A 17,048-nucleotide genomic window follows, 5' to 3' on the forward strand; every position below is an offset into this window, starting at 1 on the left:
ATGCCACCGGGGTCACCGGGCCGCGGCGTCGCCTTCGGCGCTCCCCGGCGCCACTACGCCGGTGTCACCAGCCGGGTCTCGTAGGCGAAAACCGCCGCCTGCGTGCGGTCCCGACGGCGAGCACCAGCGTCATCGCCACCGCCGCCCACCACGCGGCGATCGGCCGGACCAGGGTCATCAGCACCGGAACCGCGGCCATCAGCCCCGACGTGAGCTGGCCCAGATCGTCGAAGAAGGAGTACTGGGTGGCGGCCGTGACGAACACGATGAAGGCAGCCAGAGCCCCCACCAGCGCATGCCGGCTCCACATCGCATGCCGGCGTATCCCCTCGGGGAGAAACCGGGCCAACGGGCCGGCAGTACCGACCGGCGCCAGCGGGCGGTAGGCGAAGGCATCGGTGATGAGGTCACGGCGCAAGGTCTCAAGCAACCCTGACGCCATTTTGAATTCCGGTGTCCGGGCTGTCCCCCCGGTGGTCGTCTCGCTCACATACAGAACGGTAGGCCCGGCCGGTTGTGGTCCGCGTCGCCGCTGATGGGGATATCCCAGGGTCCCTCTCAAGTACTACCCGGGGTTTTCAGTAGCCCGTCGGACGGATCAGGCCCGTCTCGTACGCGAACACCGCCGCCTGCGTACGGTCCCGCAGGCCCAGCTTCACCAGGATCCGGCCCACGTGGGTTTTCACCGTCTGCTCGGCCAGGACCAGATGCCCCGCGATCTCCGCGTTCGACAGGCCCTGGGCGATCAGCGACAGCACTTCAGTCTCACGCTCGGTCAGCTCGTCGATCCGCGCCTTCGAAGGCCCCCGCGGGGCCCCCAGCCGGGAGAACTCCGTGATCAGCCGCTTGGTGATGTTCGGCGCCAGCAGCGCCTCGCCGGCCGCCACCACCCGTACCGCCTCGGCGAGTTGGTCGGCCGACGCGTCCTTGAGGAGGAACCCGGAGGCCCCCGCGCGCAGCGCCTCGTACACGTACTCGTCGAGGTCGAAGGTGGTCAGCACCAGCACCTTCACGGAGGCGGCGGGGTCGCGGGTGATGACGGAGGTGGCCTCGATGCCGCCCATCCCCGGCATGCGGATGTCCATCAGGACCACGTCCGGCCCGAGTTCGGCGACCTTCGCGACGGCGTCCGCTCCGTCCACGGCCTGGCCGATCACCTCGATGTCGGGCTGGGCGTTGAGGAGCACGGTGAAGCCCTGCCGGACCATCATCTGGTCGTCGGCAATCATCACCTTGATCGGGTCGCTCAACGTTGCTTCTCCGTTTCGGGGGAGGACCCTCCGGGCGGATCCATGGGGAGTACGGCGCTCACTTCGTAACCACCGTCGGGGCGCGGGCCTGCGGCCAGCTCACCTCCCAGCATGCCTGCCCGCTCCCGCATTCCCAGCAGCCCGTGCCCCGCACCGTGGGACGGCGGGGCCGGACGGGTCGGCACGCTGTTGGCGATGCACAGGTGCAGCTCGCGCGGCCCGTACGCGATGCCGACCTCCACCCGTGAACCGGGCGCGTGGCGAAGACAGTTGCTCAGCGCCTCCTGCACGATCCGGTACGCGGTGAGTTCGACGCCCGGTGTCAGCGGACGCCGGATGCCGGCGATCTCGGTGGTGACCTCCAGCCCGGCCCCGCGCACATTGTCCACGAGGCCGTCCAGCTCGGCGAGGGTGGGCTGGGGGTGGTGCGGATTCGCCGGATCGTCGGGCTGCTCGGAACGCAGCACGCCCAGGACGCGGCGCAGTTCGGTCAGGGCCTCCAGCGCGTTCTGCCGGATGCCCGCCAGGTTCTCCTTGAGTTCCTCGGACGGGTTCTCCACCAGATGCGGGGCGACCTGCGCCTGGATGGAGATCACCGACATGTGGTGCGCGACGACGTCGTGCAGCTCGCGGGCGATCCGGCTGCGCTCCTCCAGCAGGGTCCGCCGGGCCCGCTCCTCTTCGGTGAGCGTCTCCTGCTCGACGAGCTTGCCGCGGGCCAGGCGGGTGGCGCGCAGTGCGTACCCGAGGAGGCCGACGAGGCCGAAGAGGAGGGCCGCTGGGAGAACGGTGCTCGCACTGTGCTCCGGCTTGAGGAGCGTCTCGGCCAGTCCGGTGAGGGCGAGGGAGCCGCCGACGACCGCGACCGTCACCCGGGGCGGCACCCGCAGGGCGACCAGCAGCAGCACAGGGGCGAAGCCGAAGATCCCGGCCGGCATCCAGGGCCAGGTCTGATCGGGGCCCACGTGATCGCGGATCGCCCAGGCGACCAGCCCGGCCGCCGTCAGGCCGAGCCACCAGGCGGGGATCGGACGGAACATCCCTAGCGCGATCGAGGCTCCGACCAGGATCGACACCACCACGGGTATGCCGCCGGTGACTTTGTAGTTGTCGTCGAACTGCAGGTTCGTCAGGAAGCCGAAGAAGAGCGCGAGATAGCCGACGGCGACATGCGGCAGCCAGGCCAGCCAGCGCGGCCGCGTCATCCGGGGCAGCGGGTCCCGCCGGAGGGTAAGCAGCTCCAGCCCGAGGGCCCGCCAGGCAGAATGGCCGCGGTCGGGGGTGGCGCTCGCAGGCAGGGCCGGGGCAGGGGCCGGACCTCCGGCTACGGGCACGCTCTGATCGTTCTGCTGATTCACGTCGTCCAGCCTAGGCATGGGTGATCTCCTTGGCGGGGGCCGCCTCGGTGTGGGAGCGGGCGGTGATACGGGTGGTGCGGGCGGACTTCGGGCGCCGGCCGCCCTGTTCGTGGATACGGAACGCGGCCCAGCACACCGCCAGCGCGGCAGCGAACACGGGCAGCCACAGCAGGCGGGCCGCTATCCACTCCGGGGAGTCGGGCACGGTGTGCAGACCGGGCAGGTCGACCGAGGCCAGCAGCCCGAGGGCGGTGACGGCCATCATCGCGGTCTGGTGCCAGAGGAAGATCGTCATGGCGGACACGTTCACCAGGGCCACCTTCGCCCAGGCTCGTGGCCGCCGCATGGCCCGGGCCAGCGGTTCGCGCAGCAGCAGGGCCAGCCCGCACTGGGCCGCGCCGAACGCCACCGCGGCCAGCGTCGGCGGGTTCAGGTTCGATATCCGGGCCCCGGGGACGCCCACCATGGACGCCGGGTATTCGCCCCAGAGGATCAGCGCGGCGGTGGCGACAGCGCCCGCGCCGAGCAGGAGTGCGGCCGGGGTGCGCCGGGCGAACACGCCTCGGGACCAGGCGGCCCCGAGGGAGTACGGGACGAGCCAGCCGGCGGCCACATTGACCCAGCCGATCCACTCGGGCCCGCCGAAGCCGAACCGCCAGACGTCCACACCCGCCACCACGGCCAGTGGCCACAGCGGGGACAGACGCGCCACCAGCGGGGTGGCCGCGGTCAGCGCGGTGAACACCAGGAGGAACCACAGCGGGGACAGGACCAGCCTGAGCAGGGTCTGGACCGTGTTCAGCTCCGCCCCGCCGAGCAGCATCCCGCCCGCCGCGACGGCCCACAGGGTGAGCACCGCGGCGACCGGGCGGAACAGCCGGCTCAGCCGCTGAACGACCCAGGTGCGGTACGACCCCCCGCGCGCCAGCGCCGACTCGTGGCTCCGGGCCGCGACATGGCCGCCGACCAGGAAGAAGACGGACAGGGTCTGGAACACCCAGGTGACCGGGGCGAGCCGGCTCATGTGGGCCAGCGGGCTGGTGGTGCTCAGGCCGCCGTCGGCGGTGGTCAGCGCGGTGACCAGCCAGTGGCCCAGCACCACCCCGAGGACTGCGAGGGCCCGCAGCGCGTCCACGGAACGGTCCCGGTCGGCCGGTGTCCCGGCGTCTATCCGGTCCGCGAGGGCGGCCCAGCGGGCGCGGAGCCTAGGCATGGGATGCCTCCGGGGTGGGGGTGGTCGCGGTGGGTGTGGGGGCGGTGGCGGGCGTGGTGGTGGCGGTGCCGGCGGTGGGGGCGGCGGTGCCGGTGGGGGTGCCGGCGGTGGCGGTGGTGCCGAGGGCGATGTGGGCCAGGTTGTTCAGGGACTCGGTGCCGGGCTTTAGGTAGTCGCTGTGGCCAGCGGCGCCGGCGCCGAACGCCTGGGCGCCGAAAGCGGGATCCACTGGGTCGGTGCCGAAGCCGATCCCGGCCAGCCGGACGTGCGGGATGTTCCCGATCCAGTCGCCGCTGCCTCGCCCCGCCCACACGCGGGCGCCGGTCGGCAGGTCACGGGCGGAGCCGGCCCCGGTGCCCGGGCTGCCGAACAGGGCTATGTCGGTGACCTTGGGCCCGGTCGGGGTCCGGGCGCAGACCACGGAACCGTAGGAGTGGCAGAAGAGGGAGAGCCGGGCATCGGGCGGGGTGAAGTCCTGCAACTGCGTGAGGAAGGGCGACAGTTGGGCAGCGGCCTCGTCGGCGCGGTCGGTGGTCAGGACAGTCGAGCTGACCGTGCCGGGGGTGTCGTACCCGAGCCAGGCGACCACGGCGGAGCGCGCATGCTCGGCCTGGAGGCGCTGCTGAAGGGCGACAGCCCCGGCACGGAACCTTTGGTAGGTGTCCAGGGTCGTGTCGGACCCGGGCACCAGGACCGTGACCCGGTCGGCGGTTTCCACGTCACCGAACACCTCGACGGCGCGGCCTTTGCCGCGGCCGTCGAAGGCGAGGAACTGCGGTGCCGCCGGGGCCCCGGCCGTGCCTGCCGCCATCGCCCGCAGCTTCTCGGCCCGGCCCGTGCGGCCGGCGTCTTGCGCCATGCGTGCCGCCTCGCCGAGGGCCGCGCGGTTGGCGGTGTAACGGGCCTGGGGGTCGGTGTGCGCCGCGAAGGGCGCGGGAGCAGGGGCGGGGATGTTGGGGGAGGCGGCGGCGGATACGGGGAACACGACGGCTGCGCCTACGAGGCTGGCCAGCAGGGTGCGGTGCAGGCGGCGGCCACGGGTCATGGTGTGTTCCTTCGGTCCGGAGGGGGGTTCGTTCGTCTCTGGTACCGAAGTTAGAAATCGGGGTGCGTGGTTGGCGTCCCGCTGGGGAGCTGCGTTAGTGGGTGGCTCTCAGGTATCACCCGGGCTACCCGGCACCGGGGGCGCGTGCACGGCGGGCGGGGGTGGGGGCGCGGCCGGGGACGGGGTGGTGGTTGTGGGTGCGGGCAGGTCAGGTGGCGGCCAGCCGGGGGGAGTTGGCCCGGCCACCCCCCCCACGTCGTAGTGCCGTGTCCGCGAACCGTGTTGAAGGGCAAGGGGAGGTGTTCGGGTGTCGGGTCGTGTGGCGGAGGTGTCGCGGGGGAGGGCGGTAAGGGGGGCTGGGCTGGGAGGAGTTGGGAACGGGGCTGCGTGTAGGGTCCCGGGGTGATCGACACCGACTGGCGCCACGACCGCATCGGCAGCGCGCACCGGGGGGAGAACCCCACCGTCCTGCGCCGCCTCGACTCCGGTTTCGCAGCGATCGGGGACCGGCAGTTCCTGCCCGGGTACTCGGTGCTGCTGACCGACGACCCCGCCGTCACCCGGCTCTCGGATCTGACCCGGCCGCGCAGGATCGCGTACCTCACCGGCATGGAGCGGCTCGCCGAGGCCGTCGAGCGGGCCTGCAAGCGGCTCGACCCCGCCTTCCGCCGCGTGAACATCGAGATCCTCGGCAACACCGACCCGTATCTCCATGCCCACATCTGGCCCCGCTACGAATGGGAGCCCGCCGACCTCGTCCGGCTGCCGGTCTGGCTGTACGAGGAGGTGGAGTACTGGCGGGGTGAGGAGTACGCGCTCGCTCCACGCCACGACGCGCTGCGGGCGGCCATCGGTGAGGAGCTCGACGGGTTGTTCTAGGGCGCGGACGCCGCCGTCGCCACTCGGATGCCGAAGGCGATCAGGACCATGCCCGTCACGCGGTCCAGGGCCCGGCGGACGCGTGCCCGCGCGAAGAAGTGCCGGGCGCGCGAGAGGACGTACACGTATGTGCCCAGCCAGAGCAGGGTCAGCAGCACGTGCACCAGTACGAGGAGGGCCATGCCCGCCGCCGGGGGCAGGTCCGGCGGGGCGAGGGTGGGCAGCAACCCTGTGTAGAAGACGGCGATCTTCGGGTTGAGGGTGTTGGCGAGCAGGCCCGTGCGCCAGGCGCTGCCGGCGGTCGCGTCGCGCGTGCTGTTCGAGCGGGTCGGGACGCTCGCGCCGTCATGACCTTTCGCAGACGGTGACGGTGATGGTGACGGCGGCGGCGCCTCCGCGCCCGCGTGGCGTAGGCACTGGATGCCGAGCCAGCCCAGGTACGCCGCCCCCGCGAGCTTCACCACCAGGTACACCCCGGCGGACGCGGCGAGCAGCGCCGCCAGCCCGGCCGCCGTGAGGGCGCCCCAGAGCAGCAGCCCGACGGCGATCCCGCCGACCGTGCGCAGCCCGTCGGCCCGGCCGCGCGATACGGCCCGCTTCGTCACGATGGCCATGTCAGGACCCGGGACGAGCGTGAGGAGTGCCAGGACCCCGGTCGCGGCGGTGAGTTGGGTGAGCACGCGGCTCAGTCTGCCACCAGGGGTTCGACGTAGCCCGCCCGCCAGCGCGGAGCCGGGTCCTGGCCGGGGCTGGTCCAGTACTCCCTGGCCCCGACGATTTCCCCGTCGCGCACGGTCCAGAGGGAGACGGCCCGGTAGACGACGTGGTCCTGCGGTATCTCCACCTCCGTGACTACGAGGTCGCCGTCCGCGAGTATGCGCAGCAGTTCTACGGATCTCTCGTCTGGGTAGCCGTCGTCGTGGTTCACGGCGATGAAATTGGCGCGGCCCACTATGCGTTCACCGCTCACGGGCCATTCGATGACGGCGTCCTCGGCGATGAGCTTGGCCACGCCGTCCCAGTCGCCTGCCTCGATTCGCTCCCAGAGTTGTGCCACCACGTTCAAGGGCTCCATGTGCCGCAGTGTGCGATGGCGGTGTCGTGCGCAACAAGCTTTGCTTGCAGGCTTATTGACTTCGACACAAACGGGGTCAGGGGGTGGTGGCGTCGGTCAGGGTGCCGAGGGCTGCGCTGAGACGCTCCAGGACGCGGGCTGTTTCGGCGAAGGCGGCTTCGCCGAGTTCCTCCGCGAGGCGGGTGGCCAGCGTCGCGTGGCCCGGGTTGATACGGGCGACCGCGGCGCGGCCGGCCTCCGTCGGGCGGAGCAGCTTCGCGCGCCGGTGGGCCGGGTTCGGCACGTACTCGGCGAGTCCCTGGGCGGCCAGCAGGTCCGCGATGCGCTGAACGCTCTGGCGGGTGATGCCCATGGCCCGGGCGATCCCCGCGACAGGCAGCGGCTCCCGCAGCACGGCGCCCAGTACCTGCCACCGGGCTGCGGTCAGCCCGGCCGGCTTGGCCAGCTCCTCCGAGACGGCGAGGAACTGGCCGTTCAGCCGGAAGACCCCGAGCGCCGTCCGGCTCAGCAGGTCCTGCCGCTCCCGGAGCGAGAGCGGCTCCGGCCGAGGGTGCTGCTCTCGCTCCTCCAGAGGCTCTGGCTGTGGGTGCGCGGTGTTGCCCTCCCGCGGCAGCGGTTCCGGCTGGTGGTTCTGTTCCCCCCGCGGTAGTGGGTCAGGCATTGTCGGGCTCCGTCGCCGCCATGAGGGCCGGGTACGCGCTCGCGTCCGAGTCGTGGAAGAGGCGGTACCAGGCGTCGAGGGCGTCCGGCTTGTAGACGTCCAGCAGGGCGAAGACCTCGCGGGCGAAGGCCACGGGTTCGGTCGGGCCCGCCGTGATCAGGTTGCCGTCCGTGACCGCGTCGGCCTCGGTGTAGTGGGCCGCGCCCCCGTAGCCGGGCTGCTGCGCGAGGTAGAAGGAGGCCGCGCTGGTGTGCGTACGGGCGTCCAGCAGGCCTTCGCGGGCGAGGCCTGCGGTGGCTCCGCAGATCGCCGCGACCGGCACTCCGGCCGCCAGGAACTCCCGGGCCTTCGCCGCGAACGGTGCCAGGTCGTCGCCCCTGTCCCACAGGCTCGCGCCCGTCAGGATGAGGAGGGACGAGTCTTCGGGGCGCAGGCCGGCCAGGGCCAGGTCGGGCTGGATGCGGATGCCGCCCATGGTGGTGACCGGCTGCCCGGCGGCGAAGCCGACCGTATGGATCACGTGGCTGCGCTGGGTCAGGTGGGCGGTGGTGTGGCCGGTCTCCCAGTCCGCGTACGTGTCGTAGACGGCGAGGTGGACCGCCTTGCGGGGGGTTTCGGTCTCTGTGGTGCCTGTGGTGCCCGTGGTGCCTGTGGTGCCCGCGGTGGTCATGGTGGTCGCCTCCAGCGTTGGTGGGGTGTGCCTGGGTGGGTCTCTGTGGGCTTCCTCGCCGGATTCGGAGAGAGGTGTATGACATAAGGCTGTCATTTCGACAGGATGCTGTCAATCCCAGGAGGTGCGAGGACCGTGCGCGCAGACAGACTGCCGAGGGCGGCCCCCGACCCCCATACAATCCGCCGATATCCCTCCCCACCTGCGCACTTTTAGCGTGACGGGCATGACCCCTCATGTCACCGGCGCGACCGTCAAGGCCGCCGACCGCGCTCACGTCTTCCACTCCTGGTCCGCCCAGGCCCTGATCGACCCGCTCGCCGTCGCCGGTGCCGAAGGGTCGTACTTCTGGGACTACGACGGAAACCGCTTCCTCGACTTCTCCTCCCAGCTGGTGAACACGAACATCGGCCACCAGCACCCCAAGGTCGTCGCCGCCATCCAGGAGCAGGCCGCCAAGCTCTGCACCCTGGCGCCCGGCTTCGCCGTCGACGTGCGTTCCGACGCGGCCCGGCTGATCGCCGAGCGGACCCCGGGAGACCTCGACAAGATCTTCTTTACGAATGGCGGCGCCGAGGCCGTCGAGAACGCCGTACGGATGGCCCGGCTGCACACCGGGCGGCCCAAGGTGATGTCCGCGTACCGCTCGTACCACGGCGCCACCGCCGCCGCGATCAACCTCACCGGCGACCCGCGACGCTGGCCCTCCGACACGGCCGCGGCCGGTGTCGTGCACTTCTGGGGCCCGTATCTGTACCGCTCCGCCTTCCATGCCGCCACCGAGGCCGAGGAATGTGAGCGTGCCCTGGCGCACCTCGCCGACACCATCGCGTTCGAGGGGCCGCAGACCATCGCCGCGATCATCCTGGAGACCGTGCCCGGCACCGCCGGGATCATGACCCCGCCGGCCGGGTACCTCGCGGGCGTGCGCGAGCTCTGCGACCGCTACGGCATCGTCTTCATCCTCGACGAGGTCATGTCCGGATTCGGGCGGACCGGCGAGTGGTTCGCCGCCGACCACTGGGGGGTCACCCCTGACCTGATCACCTTCGCCAAGGGCGTGAACAGCGGCTACGTGCCGCTCGGCGGTGTCGCCATCTCGGCCGCCATCGCCGAGACCTTCGCCACGCGTCCCTATCCGGGCGGGCTGACGTACTCCGGGCATCCCCTGGCCTGCGCCGCCGCGGTGGCGACGATCAACGCCATGGAGGAGGAGGGCATCGTCGCGAACGCCCGCCGCATCGGGGAGGACGTGATCGGGCCGGCGCTCGCCGAGATGGCCGAGCGGCACCCGTCGGTCGGGGAGGTCCGGGGGCTGGGCACCTTCTGGGCGCTGGAACTCGTACGGGACAAGGAGACGCGCGAGCCGCTCGTTCCGTACAACGCCTCAGGGGCCGACAACGCGCCGATGGGTGAGTTCGCCGCGGCATGCAAGGCGTCCGGCCTGTGGCCCTTCGTCAACATGAACCGGACTCACGTGGTCCCCCCGTGCACCGTCACGGAGGCCGAGGCGAAGGAGGGGCTGGCGCTGCTCGACGAGGCGCTGACGGTCGCGGACCGGTACGCCGACGGCGCGGGTGGTGCGGGTGCCCGTATAACGGGCGGTATGTCCGTATAGCGGCCATAAATCGATCGGTTTCGGCCTCGCTGTCTGGCCTAAGGTGTCCCAAGCTCTACAGAGGAGACGGACCCCTATGCCAGGCAGCGGCGCTGTCACCCGGAACACACTTCGCCAGCAGATCGCGGACGCGCTGCGTGACGAGGTGCTCGCGGGACGCCTGCCGCCGGGGACCGAGTTCACGGTCAAGCACATCGCGGAGCAGTACGAGGTCTCCGCGACCCCCGTGCGCGAGGCGCTGGTGGACCTCTCGGCGCAGGGGCTGCTGGAGTCGGTCCAGCACCGGGGGTTCCGGGTGCGGGTCTACTCCGTCGGCGACTACGTGGGGATGATCGAGGCCCGCACGCTGATCGTGGACGGGATCTTCCGCCGGCTCGTCGAGCGCGGAGCGGCGCCGGGGGCCGCGGAGATGCTGGTGTCGGTGCGGCGCCGGGCGGAGGAGGCGCGGCGGGCGACGCAGAGCGGGTCGCTCGAAGTGCTGATCGGCTACGACCTGCGCTTCTGGCGGGAGCTGAGCGGGCTGGTCGCGAATACGTACATCACCGAGTTCCTGCACCGGATCCGGGTGCAGTGCTGGGTGTTCGCCGTGCCGCACCTTCAGCGGGATCCGCTGCGGATGCGGGAGGCGCTGTGGGGCGGGCACCGCGAGCTGGTGGAGGCGGTGACGCGGGCCGATGTTGAGGAGGTACGGCGGATGGTTCGGGCGTACAACCAGCATGGGCTGGACTGGGCGGCGGGGCTGGAGCCGTTGACTCCGTGAGCCGTCGCTGACTCCGTGGGCCGTCGCTGACTCCGTGAGCCGTTGAGCCGTTGAGCCGCTGGCTCCGTGAGCCGCTTGATCCCTCCCTGAGTTCCGGGTCTCCGCGACCTGGTTTTGCGCACCCCTTCGCGGAGGGTGTTCGGCGCACTACGCTGACCGGATCGGCGGCAACGACTGATCGGAGCCCGCGTGGCCTGTGACCTGTGGTTGGTCCCCCTTGTCGACGTGCTGTGCCACAGCCCCGACAACCCCTTCGCGGAAGAGATCGCCTCCTACGACAAGGTGCTGGGCGAGGCGGGACTCCCGTCGGTGCCCGTGTTCGCGTACATGCCGGGGCTTTCCGGGGATGTCGCCCCGGTGGCCGGGTTCGACTACGACGCCCTGCACTTCCTGCGGCGGGCGTACCTTCTGCAGATCTGCGGGCTGCCGGTGACTCCGGTGGACGAGCTGGGCGGGGACTACGAGCAGCTGCTGGAGATGTTCGAGTCCACGGCTCAGCAGTCACATCTGGTGTGGCACTACGACCATGCCGGGGCGTACGTGCCGGTCGACTTCGCGGCTCCGCTGGCGAACGAGGAGCTGTTGGCCGGGGGCGGGCCGTTGGGGTCCGCGCAGGGGCTGCTGCGGGAGCTGGCCTTTGTCGCCGCGGCGATCGGGATCGACCCGGGGAATCCGCCTGCGGCGCCGGCGCCGCCTGGGCGGCCGACGTCGCTGGAGGAGCCGGCGGGGCCGGTTCCGTACGACGACAGTCCTTTTGCGCGGGAGCGGTATGTCTGGCTGGGGTTGCATGCGGCGGCGACGCGGTGCCTTGGGCAGGGCTCGATGATTATTTTCAGCTGAGCGGGGGCCGGTGCCGGTGCCGTGCCGTGCCGGGCCGGTGGGGTGGGGCGGGGCTCGGGGTGCCGCTGCGCGGAGCTTTCTCCCCGCCCCGCCCTTTCTCCGTATCCCGGGGCTCCGCCCCGGACCCCGCGCCTCAAGCGCCGGCGGGGCTGAAGGGCCCTGGGGCTCCGCCCCGGACCCCGCGCCTCAAGCGCCGGCGGGGCTGAAGGGCCCTGGGGCTCCGCCCCGGACCCGGCGGCTCAAGCGCCGGCGGGGCTGAAGGGCCCTGGGGCTCCGCCCCGGACCCCGCGCCTCAAGCGCCGGCGGGGTTGTTTTGGGCCGCGGGGATGCTTGGGGCGGCGGGGCTGGTTTGGGCCTGCCGGGGTGGTTGGCCGGGGGTTTCTCAGCGGGGCTGTTCCGGGGGGCGTTGGCGGGGCATGTTGGGGCGGGTGCCTGGGGGGAGGGGGTAGCGGGACGGGGGGTTGGCGCCTTCGGCGCGGGTGGTCGAGGCGGCGAAGGACTGCATCACCAGGGGGGCCGGGCCGGCGCGGAATTCGACCATCCAGTCCGCCGTCTCCGAGCGGACCAGCTCCGTGATGTCCTCCGAGAACCGGCGCAGCACCGTCAGGCAGCGTTCTGCGGCCTCGCTCGCCGTGCCCTCCGTGGGGCCCAGGATTTCCCGTACGTTTTCCGAGGCCCAGTCGAACTGGAGCGTCTGCAGTCGCCGCTGCACCGCCTGAGCCGTCGCTACGTCCCGCATCCAGCCCGAGGTCAGGCCGAAGAACCGGTCGCAGGCCAGGCAGGCCGCGGCCAGCAGGAGCGAGAGGTAGCCGTACGACGCGGTGCCCGGGGCCGAGCCCGTGAGCTCCAGCAGGGGCATCGCGGCGCCGGTGACCGCCCCGGCCGCCGCGCCCACCCGCAGGATCCGCGCGCCGCGGCGCTTCCATGCCCGGTCGGAGAGATACCACTCCGCGGTGCGCAGTGCATCGGCCTCGACCCGCCGGTAGAGCTCGTCGAGCCGCTCGGCGGGCTCGCCCCAGTCACCGAGGGGGAACGGCCGGCTGGTCAGATCGCCCGCCGCCATCGGCCCGCCGCCCTCATCCCGGGGATCCCGGGGTGGCCCCTCGGGCTGCATCTCCGGCTGGCTCACCCGGCACTCCCTCTGCCTGCGCTGACGTGTGGTGGTGCGCGTGTGCGCAATGGTGCGCATGCTCTTCCTACCTTTGAATGACGGGCCATGGGCGACGAATCCCCGGTTTTCCGCTCGCAAGGAGGTCTCCAGCAGGTACGCGCACGTCCCGTCTCTCACTCGAAAGAGTTGGTCCTCACGGCGTAGGGCGCACCGGCCGGGGAGCACGTAGGCTCGGATTGACCAAGCGTTCCGCAGGCTCGACGGCATGGAGTGATTACCTGTGATTCCCGGTGGTGGCCAGCCCAACATGCAGCAGCTGCTCCAGCAGGCCCAGAAGATGCAGCAGGACCTCGCCGCGGCCCAGGAAGAGCTGGCGAACGCCGAGGTCGAGGGCCAGGCCGGCGGCGGTCTGGTCAAGGCGACCGTCACCGGTTCCGGTGAACTGCGCGCGCTGGTGATCGACCCGAAGGCCGTGGACCCCGAGGACACGGAGACGCTCGCCGACCTGGTGGTCGCGGCGGTTCAGGCGGCCAACGAGAATGCACAGGCGCTCCAGCAGGAGAAGCTGGGCCCGCTGGCCCAGGGGCTGGGCGGCGGCAGCGGTATCCCGGGCCTCCCGTTCTAGTCCTCCAGTAACCTCCGACTCCCACCGAAACCGACTCTCACCGAAACCGAAAGAAGGCAGTCCGTTGTACGAAGGCGTGGTCCAGGACCTGATCGACGAACTGGGCAGGCTGCCCGGCGTCGGGCCCAAGAGCGCGCAGCGGATCGCCTTCCACATCCTCCAGGCCGAGCCCACCGACGTCCGCCGCCTCGCGCACGCGCTGCTTGAGGTGAAGGACAAGGTCCGGTTCTGTGCGGTGTGCGGGAACGTGGCGCAGGAGGAGCGGTGCACCATCTGTCGCGACCCGCGCCGCGACACCACGGTCATCTGTGTCGTGGAGGAGCCGAAGGATGTGGTCGCGATCGAGCGGACCCGCGAGTTCCGGGGCAAGTACCACGTCCTCGGCGGCGCGATCAGCCCGATCGAGGGCGTCGGCCCGGACGACCTGCGCATCCGCGAGCTGCTGACGCGCCTCGCGGACGGTACGGTCACCGAGCTGATCCTGGCCACCGACCCGAACCTGGAGGGCGAGGCGACCGCCACGTACCTCGCCCGCATGATCAAGCCCATGGGCCTGAAGGTCACCCGCCTGGCCAGCGGCCTCCCCGTCGGGGGAGATCTGGAGTACGCGGACGAGGTCACGCTCGGGCGGGCCTTTGAAGGAAGGCGACTTCTTGATGTCTGACGCAACGCTGCACGCCCTGGGCCAGGATCCGGACGACTTCGCCGTCCAGATCGCGGACCAGATCGAGTCCTTCATCGTCGCGGTCGGCGAGGTGGCCAAGGGCGAGGACCCGGACAGCGCGGTGCCCTTCCTCCTCCTGGAGGTGTCCCAGCTGCTGCTGGCGGGCGGCCGGCTGGGCGCGTACCAGGACGTCGTGCCCGACGAGCGTTACGAGCCCGACCTCGGCCCGGAGCCGGATGTGGACGACCTGCGCGAGCGGTTCGCGTACATGCTGGAACCGGTCGACGTGTACTCCGAGGTCTTCGACCCCTACGAGCCGCGCAAGGCGCCCGTCGCGCACCGCATCTCCGACGACGTGGCCGATGTGGTGGCCGATCTGCGGCACGGGCTGGCGCACTACCGCTCGGGGCGGACGACCGAGGCGCTGTGGTGGTGGCAGTTCTCGTACTTCACCAACTGGGGCCCGACGGCCTCGGCCACCCTGCGGGCCCTCCAGTCGCTGGTGGCGCACGTACGCCTCGACCAGCCGTTGGAGGCCCTGAACGGCCTGGACACGGACGAGGACCTGGCCGAGGAGGACCTCGCGGAGCAGGCCGGCCGGGTGATGGCGGAGGAAATCGGTGGTCCGCTGGGCATGAGCGGCAGCAAGCGGCAAGTGAGCGGCAAGTGAGTCGCAAGTAAGCGGCAAGTGAGCTGCAAGTGAGCTGCAAGCGAGCGGAAGTAGTGGATCACCAGGCAGGGGAACTCATTCCCTGATCTTTTCGTCTCATGATGTGGTACGAGGCGGTCGGATCCCGGTCGCTCGTTAGACTGCACCAGCAATGAGACGGACTGAGCGAGGAGCGCACGTGGGCCTTGTCGTGCAGAAGTACGGAGGCTCCTCCGTAGCGGATGCCGAAGGCATCAAGCGCGTCGCCAAGCGAATCGTGGATGCCAAGAAGAACGGCCACCAGGTGGTCGTCGTGGTATCCGCGATGGGCGACACGACGGACGAGCTGATCGATCTCGCCGAGCAGGTATCCCCGATGCCTGCCGGGCGCGAATTCGACATGCTGCTGACCGCCGGAGAGCGGATCTCCATGGCCCTGCTGGCCATGGCGATCAAAAACCTGGGCCACGAGGCCCAGTCGTTCACCGGCAGCCAGGCAGGCGTCATCACCGACTCGGTCCACAACAAAGCGCGCATCATCGATGTCACGCCGGGCCGTATCCGCACCGCGCTGGACGAGGGCAACATCGCCATCGTCGCCGGCTTCCAGGGCGTGTCCGCGGACAGCAAGGACATCACCACCCTCGGGCGCGGTGGTTCCGACACCACGGCCGTGGCGCTCGCCGCCGCCCTGGACGCCGAGGTCTGCGAGATCTACACCGACGTCGACGGCGTCTTCACCGCGGACCCCCGCGTCGTGAAGAAGGCCAAGAAGATCGACTGGATCTCCTCCGAGGACATGCTGGAGCTCGCGGCCTCCGGCTCCAAGGTGCTGCTGCACCGCTGCGTCGAGTACGCGCGCCGCTACAACATCCCGATCCACGTCCGCTCGTCCTTCTCGGGACTGCCGGGCACCTGGGTCAGCAACGAGAATCCGCAAGGGGACGCGCAGGTGGAGCACGCCATCATCTCCGGAGTCGCTCACGACGTCTCCGAAGCCAAGATCACGGTCGTCGGCGTCCCGGACAAGCCGGGCGAGGCCGCGGCGATCTTCCGCGCCATCGCGGACGCCGAGATCAACATCGACATGATCGTGCAGAACGTGTCCGCCGCCTCGACCGGGCTGACGGACATCTCCTTCACCCTCCCCAAGACCGAGGGCCACAAGGCCATCGACGCCCTGGAGAAGGCGAAGGGCGCGATCGGCTTCGAGTCCCTGCGCTACGACGACCAGATCGGCAAGATCTCCCTGGTCGGCGCGGGCATGAAGACGAACCCGGGCGTCACCGCCTCCTTCTTCCAGGCGCTGTCCGACGCGGGCGTCAACATCGAGCTGATCTCCACCTCCGAGATCCGCATCTCGGTCGTGACCCGCCAGGACGACGTCAACGAGGCCGTCCGCGCCGTGCACACGGCCTTCGGCCTCGACTCCGACAGCGACGAGGCCGTCGTCTACGGAGGCACCGGCCGATGACCGCCACCCGGTCGACCCCGGCTCCGGCGCTGGCCGTGGTCGGGGCGACCGGAGCAGTCGGCTCTGTCCTGCTCCAGATGCTGTCCCAGCGGGCGGACGTCTGGGGCGACATCCGCCTCATCGCCTCCGCCCGCTCGGCCGGCCGCATGCTGACCGTCCGCGGGGAGGAGACCGAGGTGCTCGCCCTCACCGAGGACGCCTTCGACGGTCTCGGGGCGGGCGATGTGGTGCTCTTCCTGACCCCGGCCGAGGTTTCGGCGCGGTGGGCTCCCGTGGTCACCGCCCGCGGGGCCGTCGTCGTGGACCAGTCCGCGGCCTTCCGGGCCGACCCCGAGGTGCCGCTGGTGGTGCCCGAGGTGAACGGGCACGCCGTACGGATCCGGCCGCGCGGGATCGTCGCCACCCCGGACTGTGTGACCGCCACGATGGTCGCGGCGCTGGGCGCGCTGCACGCCGAGTACGCGCTGGCAGACCTGACCGTCTCCTCGTACCAGGCCGCGAGCGCCGCCGGACGGGCCGGCTCCGAGGTGTTGCGCCGTCAGCTGTCGCTGGTCGCCGGGACCTCCCTGGGGGAGCAGACCGGGGATGTGCGCCGTGCCGTGGGCGAGGACACCGGGCCGTTCGACGCCCCGCTCGCGCTCAACGTGGTGCCCTGGTCCGGTGAGCTGCGCAAGGGCGGCTGGTCCTCGCACGAGCTGGCCGTACGGGCGGAGATCCGGCGGATCCTGGAGCTGCCGGGGCTGCCGATCGCGGTGACGTGCGTACAGGTTCCGGTACTGACCGGGCATTCGGTGAGCATCCGGGCGCGGTTCGAGAACGACGTGGACGCCCTGCACGCCCGGGAGATCCTGGAGGCCGCGCCGGGGGTGGTCGTCGTGGACGACCCGGCGGTGCGGGAGTTCCCGACCCCGGTGGACGCGGCCGGGACGGACCCCGTCTGGGTGGGGCGGTTGCGGGCCTCGCTCGACGACAGCCGCTCGCTGGAGTTCTTCCTGTGCGCCGACAATCTCCGCAAGGGCGCCGCGCTGAATGCCACTCAGATCTCGGAACTGATCGCGGGTGAAACCGCGTAATTCACTTTGTAGGATCGGTGACGATCCCTTGATCAAGGTGATGGCCCGACCGCCGTCTCGAAAGACGGGGCAATCGGGAAGAG

General features: G+C 71.1%; 19 protein-coding genes. 9 read left to right on the forward strand and 10 right to left on the reverse strand.

What is annotated here, in order from left to right:
* Positions 1–64 precede the first annotated feature (64 nt).
* The 5 genes from J7I97_RS13885 to J7I97_RS13905 all read right to left on the reverse strand — a co-directional run bounded on the left by J7I97_RS13885 (position 65) and on the right by J7I97_RS13905 (position 4,866).
* Complete coding sequence (locus tag J7I97_RS13885) at positions 65–490, reverse strand: hypothetical protein (protein WP_214934545.1); 426 nt, start codon at positions 488–490, stop codon at positions 65–67.
* A gap of 88 nt (positions 491–578) precedes the next feature.
* Complete coding sequence (locus tag J7I97_RS13890) at positions 579–1,229, reverse strand: response regulator transcription factor (protein ID WP_214934738.1); 651 nt, start codon at positions 1,227–1,229, stop codon at positions 579–581.
* A 17-nt stretch (positions 1,230–1,246) separates the two neighbouring features.
* Entirely contained in the window at positions 1,247–2,626 is a 1,380-nt protein-coding gene (locus J7I97_RS13895) for a sensor histidine kinase (RefSeq protein WP_214934548.1), read from the reverse strand.
* Positions 2,619–3,821 carry an acyltransferase gene (locus tag J7I97_RS13900; RefSeq protein ID WP_214934550.1) on the reverse strand — a complete coding sequence of 401 codons (1,203 nt, stop codon included), beginning with the start codon at positions 3,819–3,821 and terminating at the stop codon, positions 2,619–2,621. Before J7I97_RS13900 ends, J7I97_RS13895 begins: the two co-directional genes overlap by 8 nt.
* Positions 3,814–4,866: an alpha/beta hydrolase gene (locus tag J7I97_RS13905; protein ID WP_214934552.1), complete on the reverse strand. Its 1,053-nt coding sequence runs from the start codon at positions 4,864–4,866 to the stop codon at positions 3,814–3,816. Before J7I97_RS13905 ends, J7I97_RS13900 begins: the two co-directional genes overlap by 8 nt.
* 405 nt (positions 4,867–5,271) lie before the next feature.
* Here J7I97_RS13905 and J7I97_RS13910 point away from each other — a divergent pair, with 405 nt between their 5' ends.
* Positions 5,272–5,745, forward strand: a complete 474-nt coding sequence (locus J7I97_RS13910) for an HIT family protein (RefSeq protein ID WP_214934740.1) — start codon at positions 5,272–5,274, stop codon at positions 5,743–5,745.
* On the opposite strand, the gene J7I97_RS13915 is transcribed toward J7I97_RS13910, so the two are convergent.
* From J7I97_RS13915 to J7I97_RS13930, 4 genes are all read right to left on the reverse strand, one after another.
* A complete protein-coding gene (locus J7I97_RS13915) occupies positions 5,742–6,425 on the reverse strand; it encodes a LysE family translocator (protein WP_214934554.1) in 684 nt (227 codons plus the stop codon). The genes J7I97_RS13910 and J7I97_RS13915 overlap by 4 nt on opposite strands.
* Positions 6,426–6,430: 5 nt before the next feature.
* Positions 6,431–6,820 (reverse strand): nuclear transport factor 2 family protein, encoded by a 390-nt coding sequence (locus J7I97_RS13920; RefSeq protein ID WP_214934556.1) that lies wholly within the window; start codon positions 6,818–6,820, stop codon positions 6,431–6,433.
* Between the two features lie 76 nt (positions 6,821–6,896).
* Positions 6,897–7,391 carry a MarR family winged helix-turn-helix transcriptional regulator gene (locus J7I97_RS13925; RefSeq protein ID WP_374195471.1) on the reverse strand — a complete coding sequence of 165 codons (495 nt, stop codon included), beginning with the start codon at positions 7,389–7,391 and terminating at the stop codon, positions 6,897–6,899.
* 82 nt (positions 7,392–7,473) lie between these two features.
* Positions 7,474–8,151: a DJ-1/PfpI family protein gene (locus J7I97_RS13930; RefSeq protein WP_214934560.1), complete on the reverse strand. Its 678-nt coding sequence runs from the start codon at positions 8,149–8,151 to the stop codon at positions 7,474–7,476.
* A gap of 226 nt (positions 8,152–8,377) precedes the next feature.
* Here J7I97_RS13930 and J7I97_RS13935 point away from each other — a divergent pair, with 226 nt between their 5' ends.
* The 3 genes from J7I97_RS13935 (at position 8,378) to J7I97_RS13945 (ending at position 11,369) form a co-directional block, all read left to right on the forward strand.
* Positions 8,378–9,769 (forward strand): aspartate aminotransferase family protein, encoded by a 1,392-nt coding sequence (locus J7I97_RS13935; protein ID WP_214934562.1) that lies wholly within the window; start codon positions 8,378–8,380, stop codon positions 9,767–9,769.
* Between the two features lie 76 nt (positions 9,770–9,845).
* On the forward strand, positions 9,846–10,529 hold the full coding sequence (locus tag J7I97_RS13940) for a GntR family transcriptional regulator (RefSeq protein WP_214934564.1): 684 nt from the start codon (positions 9,846–9,848) through the stop codon (positions 10,527–10,529).
* Between the two features lie 189 nt (positions 10,530–10,718).
* Complete coding sequence (locus J7I97_RS13945) at positions 10,719–11,369, forward strand: hypothetical protein (protein ID WP_214934567.1); 651 nt, start codon at positions 10,719–10,721, stop codon at positions 11,367–11,369.
* A gap of 382 nt (positions 11,370–11,751) precedes the next feature.
* Here the strand turns inward: J7I97_RS13945 and J7I97_RS13950 are convergent, their stop codons facing one another.
* Positions 11,752–12,498 carry an SLATT domain-containing protein gene (locus J7I97_RS13950; protein ID WP_214934572.1) on the reverse strand — a complete coding sequence of 249 codons (747 nt, stop codon included), beginning with the start codon at positions 12,496–12,498 and terminating at the stop codon, positions 11,752–11,754.
* A gap of 262 nt (positions 12,499–12,760) precedes the next feature.
* Here J7I97_RS13950 and J7I97_RS13955 point away from each other — a divergent pair, with 262 nt between their 5' ends.
* The 5 genes from J7I97_RS13955 to J7I97_RS13975 all read left to right on the forward strand — a co-directional run bounded on the left by J7I97_RS13955 (position 12,761) and on the right by J7I97_RS13975 (position 16,965).
* On the forward strand, positions 12,761–13,105 hold the full coding sequence (locus J7I97_RS13955; RefSeq protein ID WP_214934575.1) for a YbaB/EbfC family nucleoid-associated protein: 345 nt from the start codon (positions 12,761–12,763) through the stop codon (positions 13,103–13,105).
* A gap of 64 nt (positions 13,106–13,169) precedes the next feature.
* A complete protein-coding gene (gene recR, locus J7I97_RS13960; protein ID WP_214934578.1) occupies positions 13,170–13,769 on the forward strand; it encodes a recombination mediator RecR in 600 nt (199 codons plus the stop codon).
* A complete protein-coding gene (locus J7I97_RS13965; protein WP_214934582.1) occupies positions 13,762–14,439 on the forward strand; it encodes a DUF5063 domain-containing protein in 678 nt (225 codons plus the stop codon). Before recR ends, J7I97_RS13965 begins: the two co-directional genes overlap by 8 nt.
* Before the next feature lie 178 nt (positions 14,440–14,617).
* Positions 14,618–15,892 carry an aspartate kinase gene (locus tag J7I97_RS13970; protein ID WP_214934585.1) on the forward strand — a complete coding sequence of 425 codons (1,275 nt, stop codon included), beginning with the start codon at positions 14,618–14,620 and terminating at the stop codon, positions 15,890–15,892.
* The gene (locus J7I97_RS13975) at positions 15,889–16,965 is read left to right on the forward strand and encodes an aspartate-semialdehyde dehydrogenase (protein ID WP_214934588.1); all 1,077 of its coding nucleotides are present in this window, start codon (positions 15,889–15,891) and stop codon (positions 16,963–16,965) included. The genes J7I97_RS13970 and J7I97_RS13975 overlap by 4 nt, the downstream gene beginning before the upstream one ends.
* Positions 16,966–17,048 lie beyond the last annotated feature (83 nt).

Source organism: Streptomyces sp. ISL-87 (genome assembly GCF_018614095.1).
GTDB lineage: Bacteria > Actinomycetota > Actinomycetes > Streptomycetales > Streptomycetaceae > Streptomyces.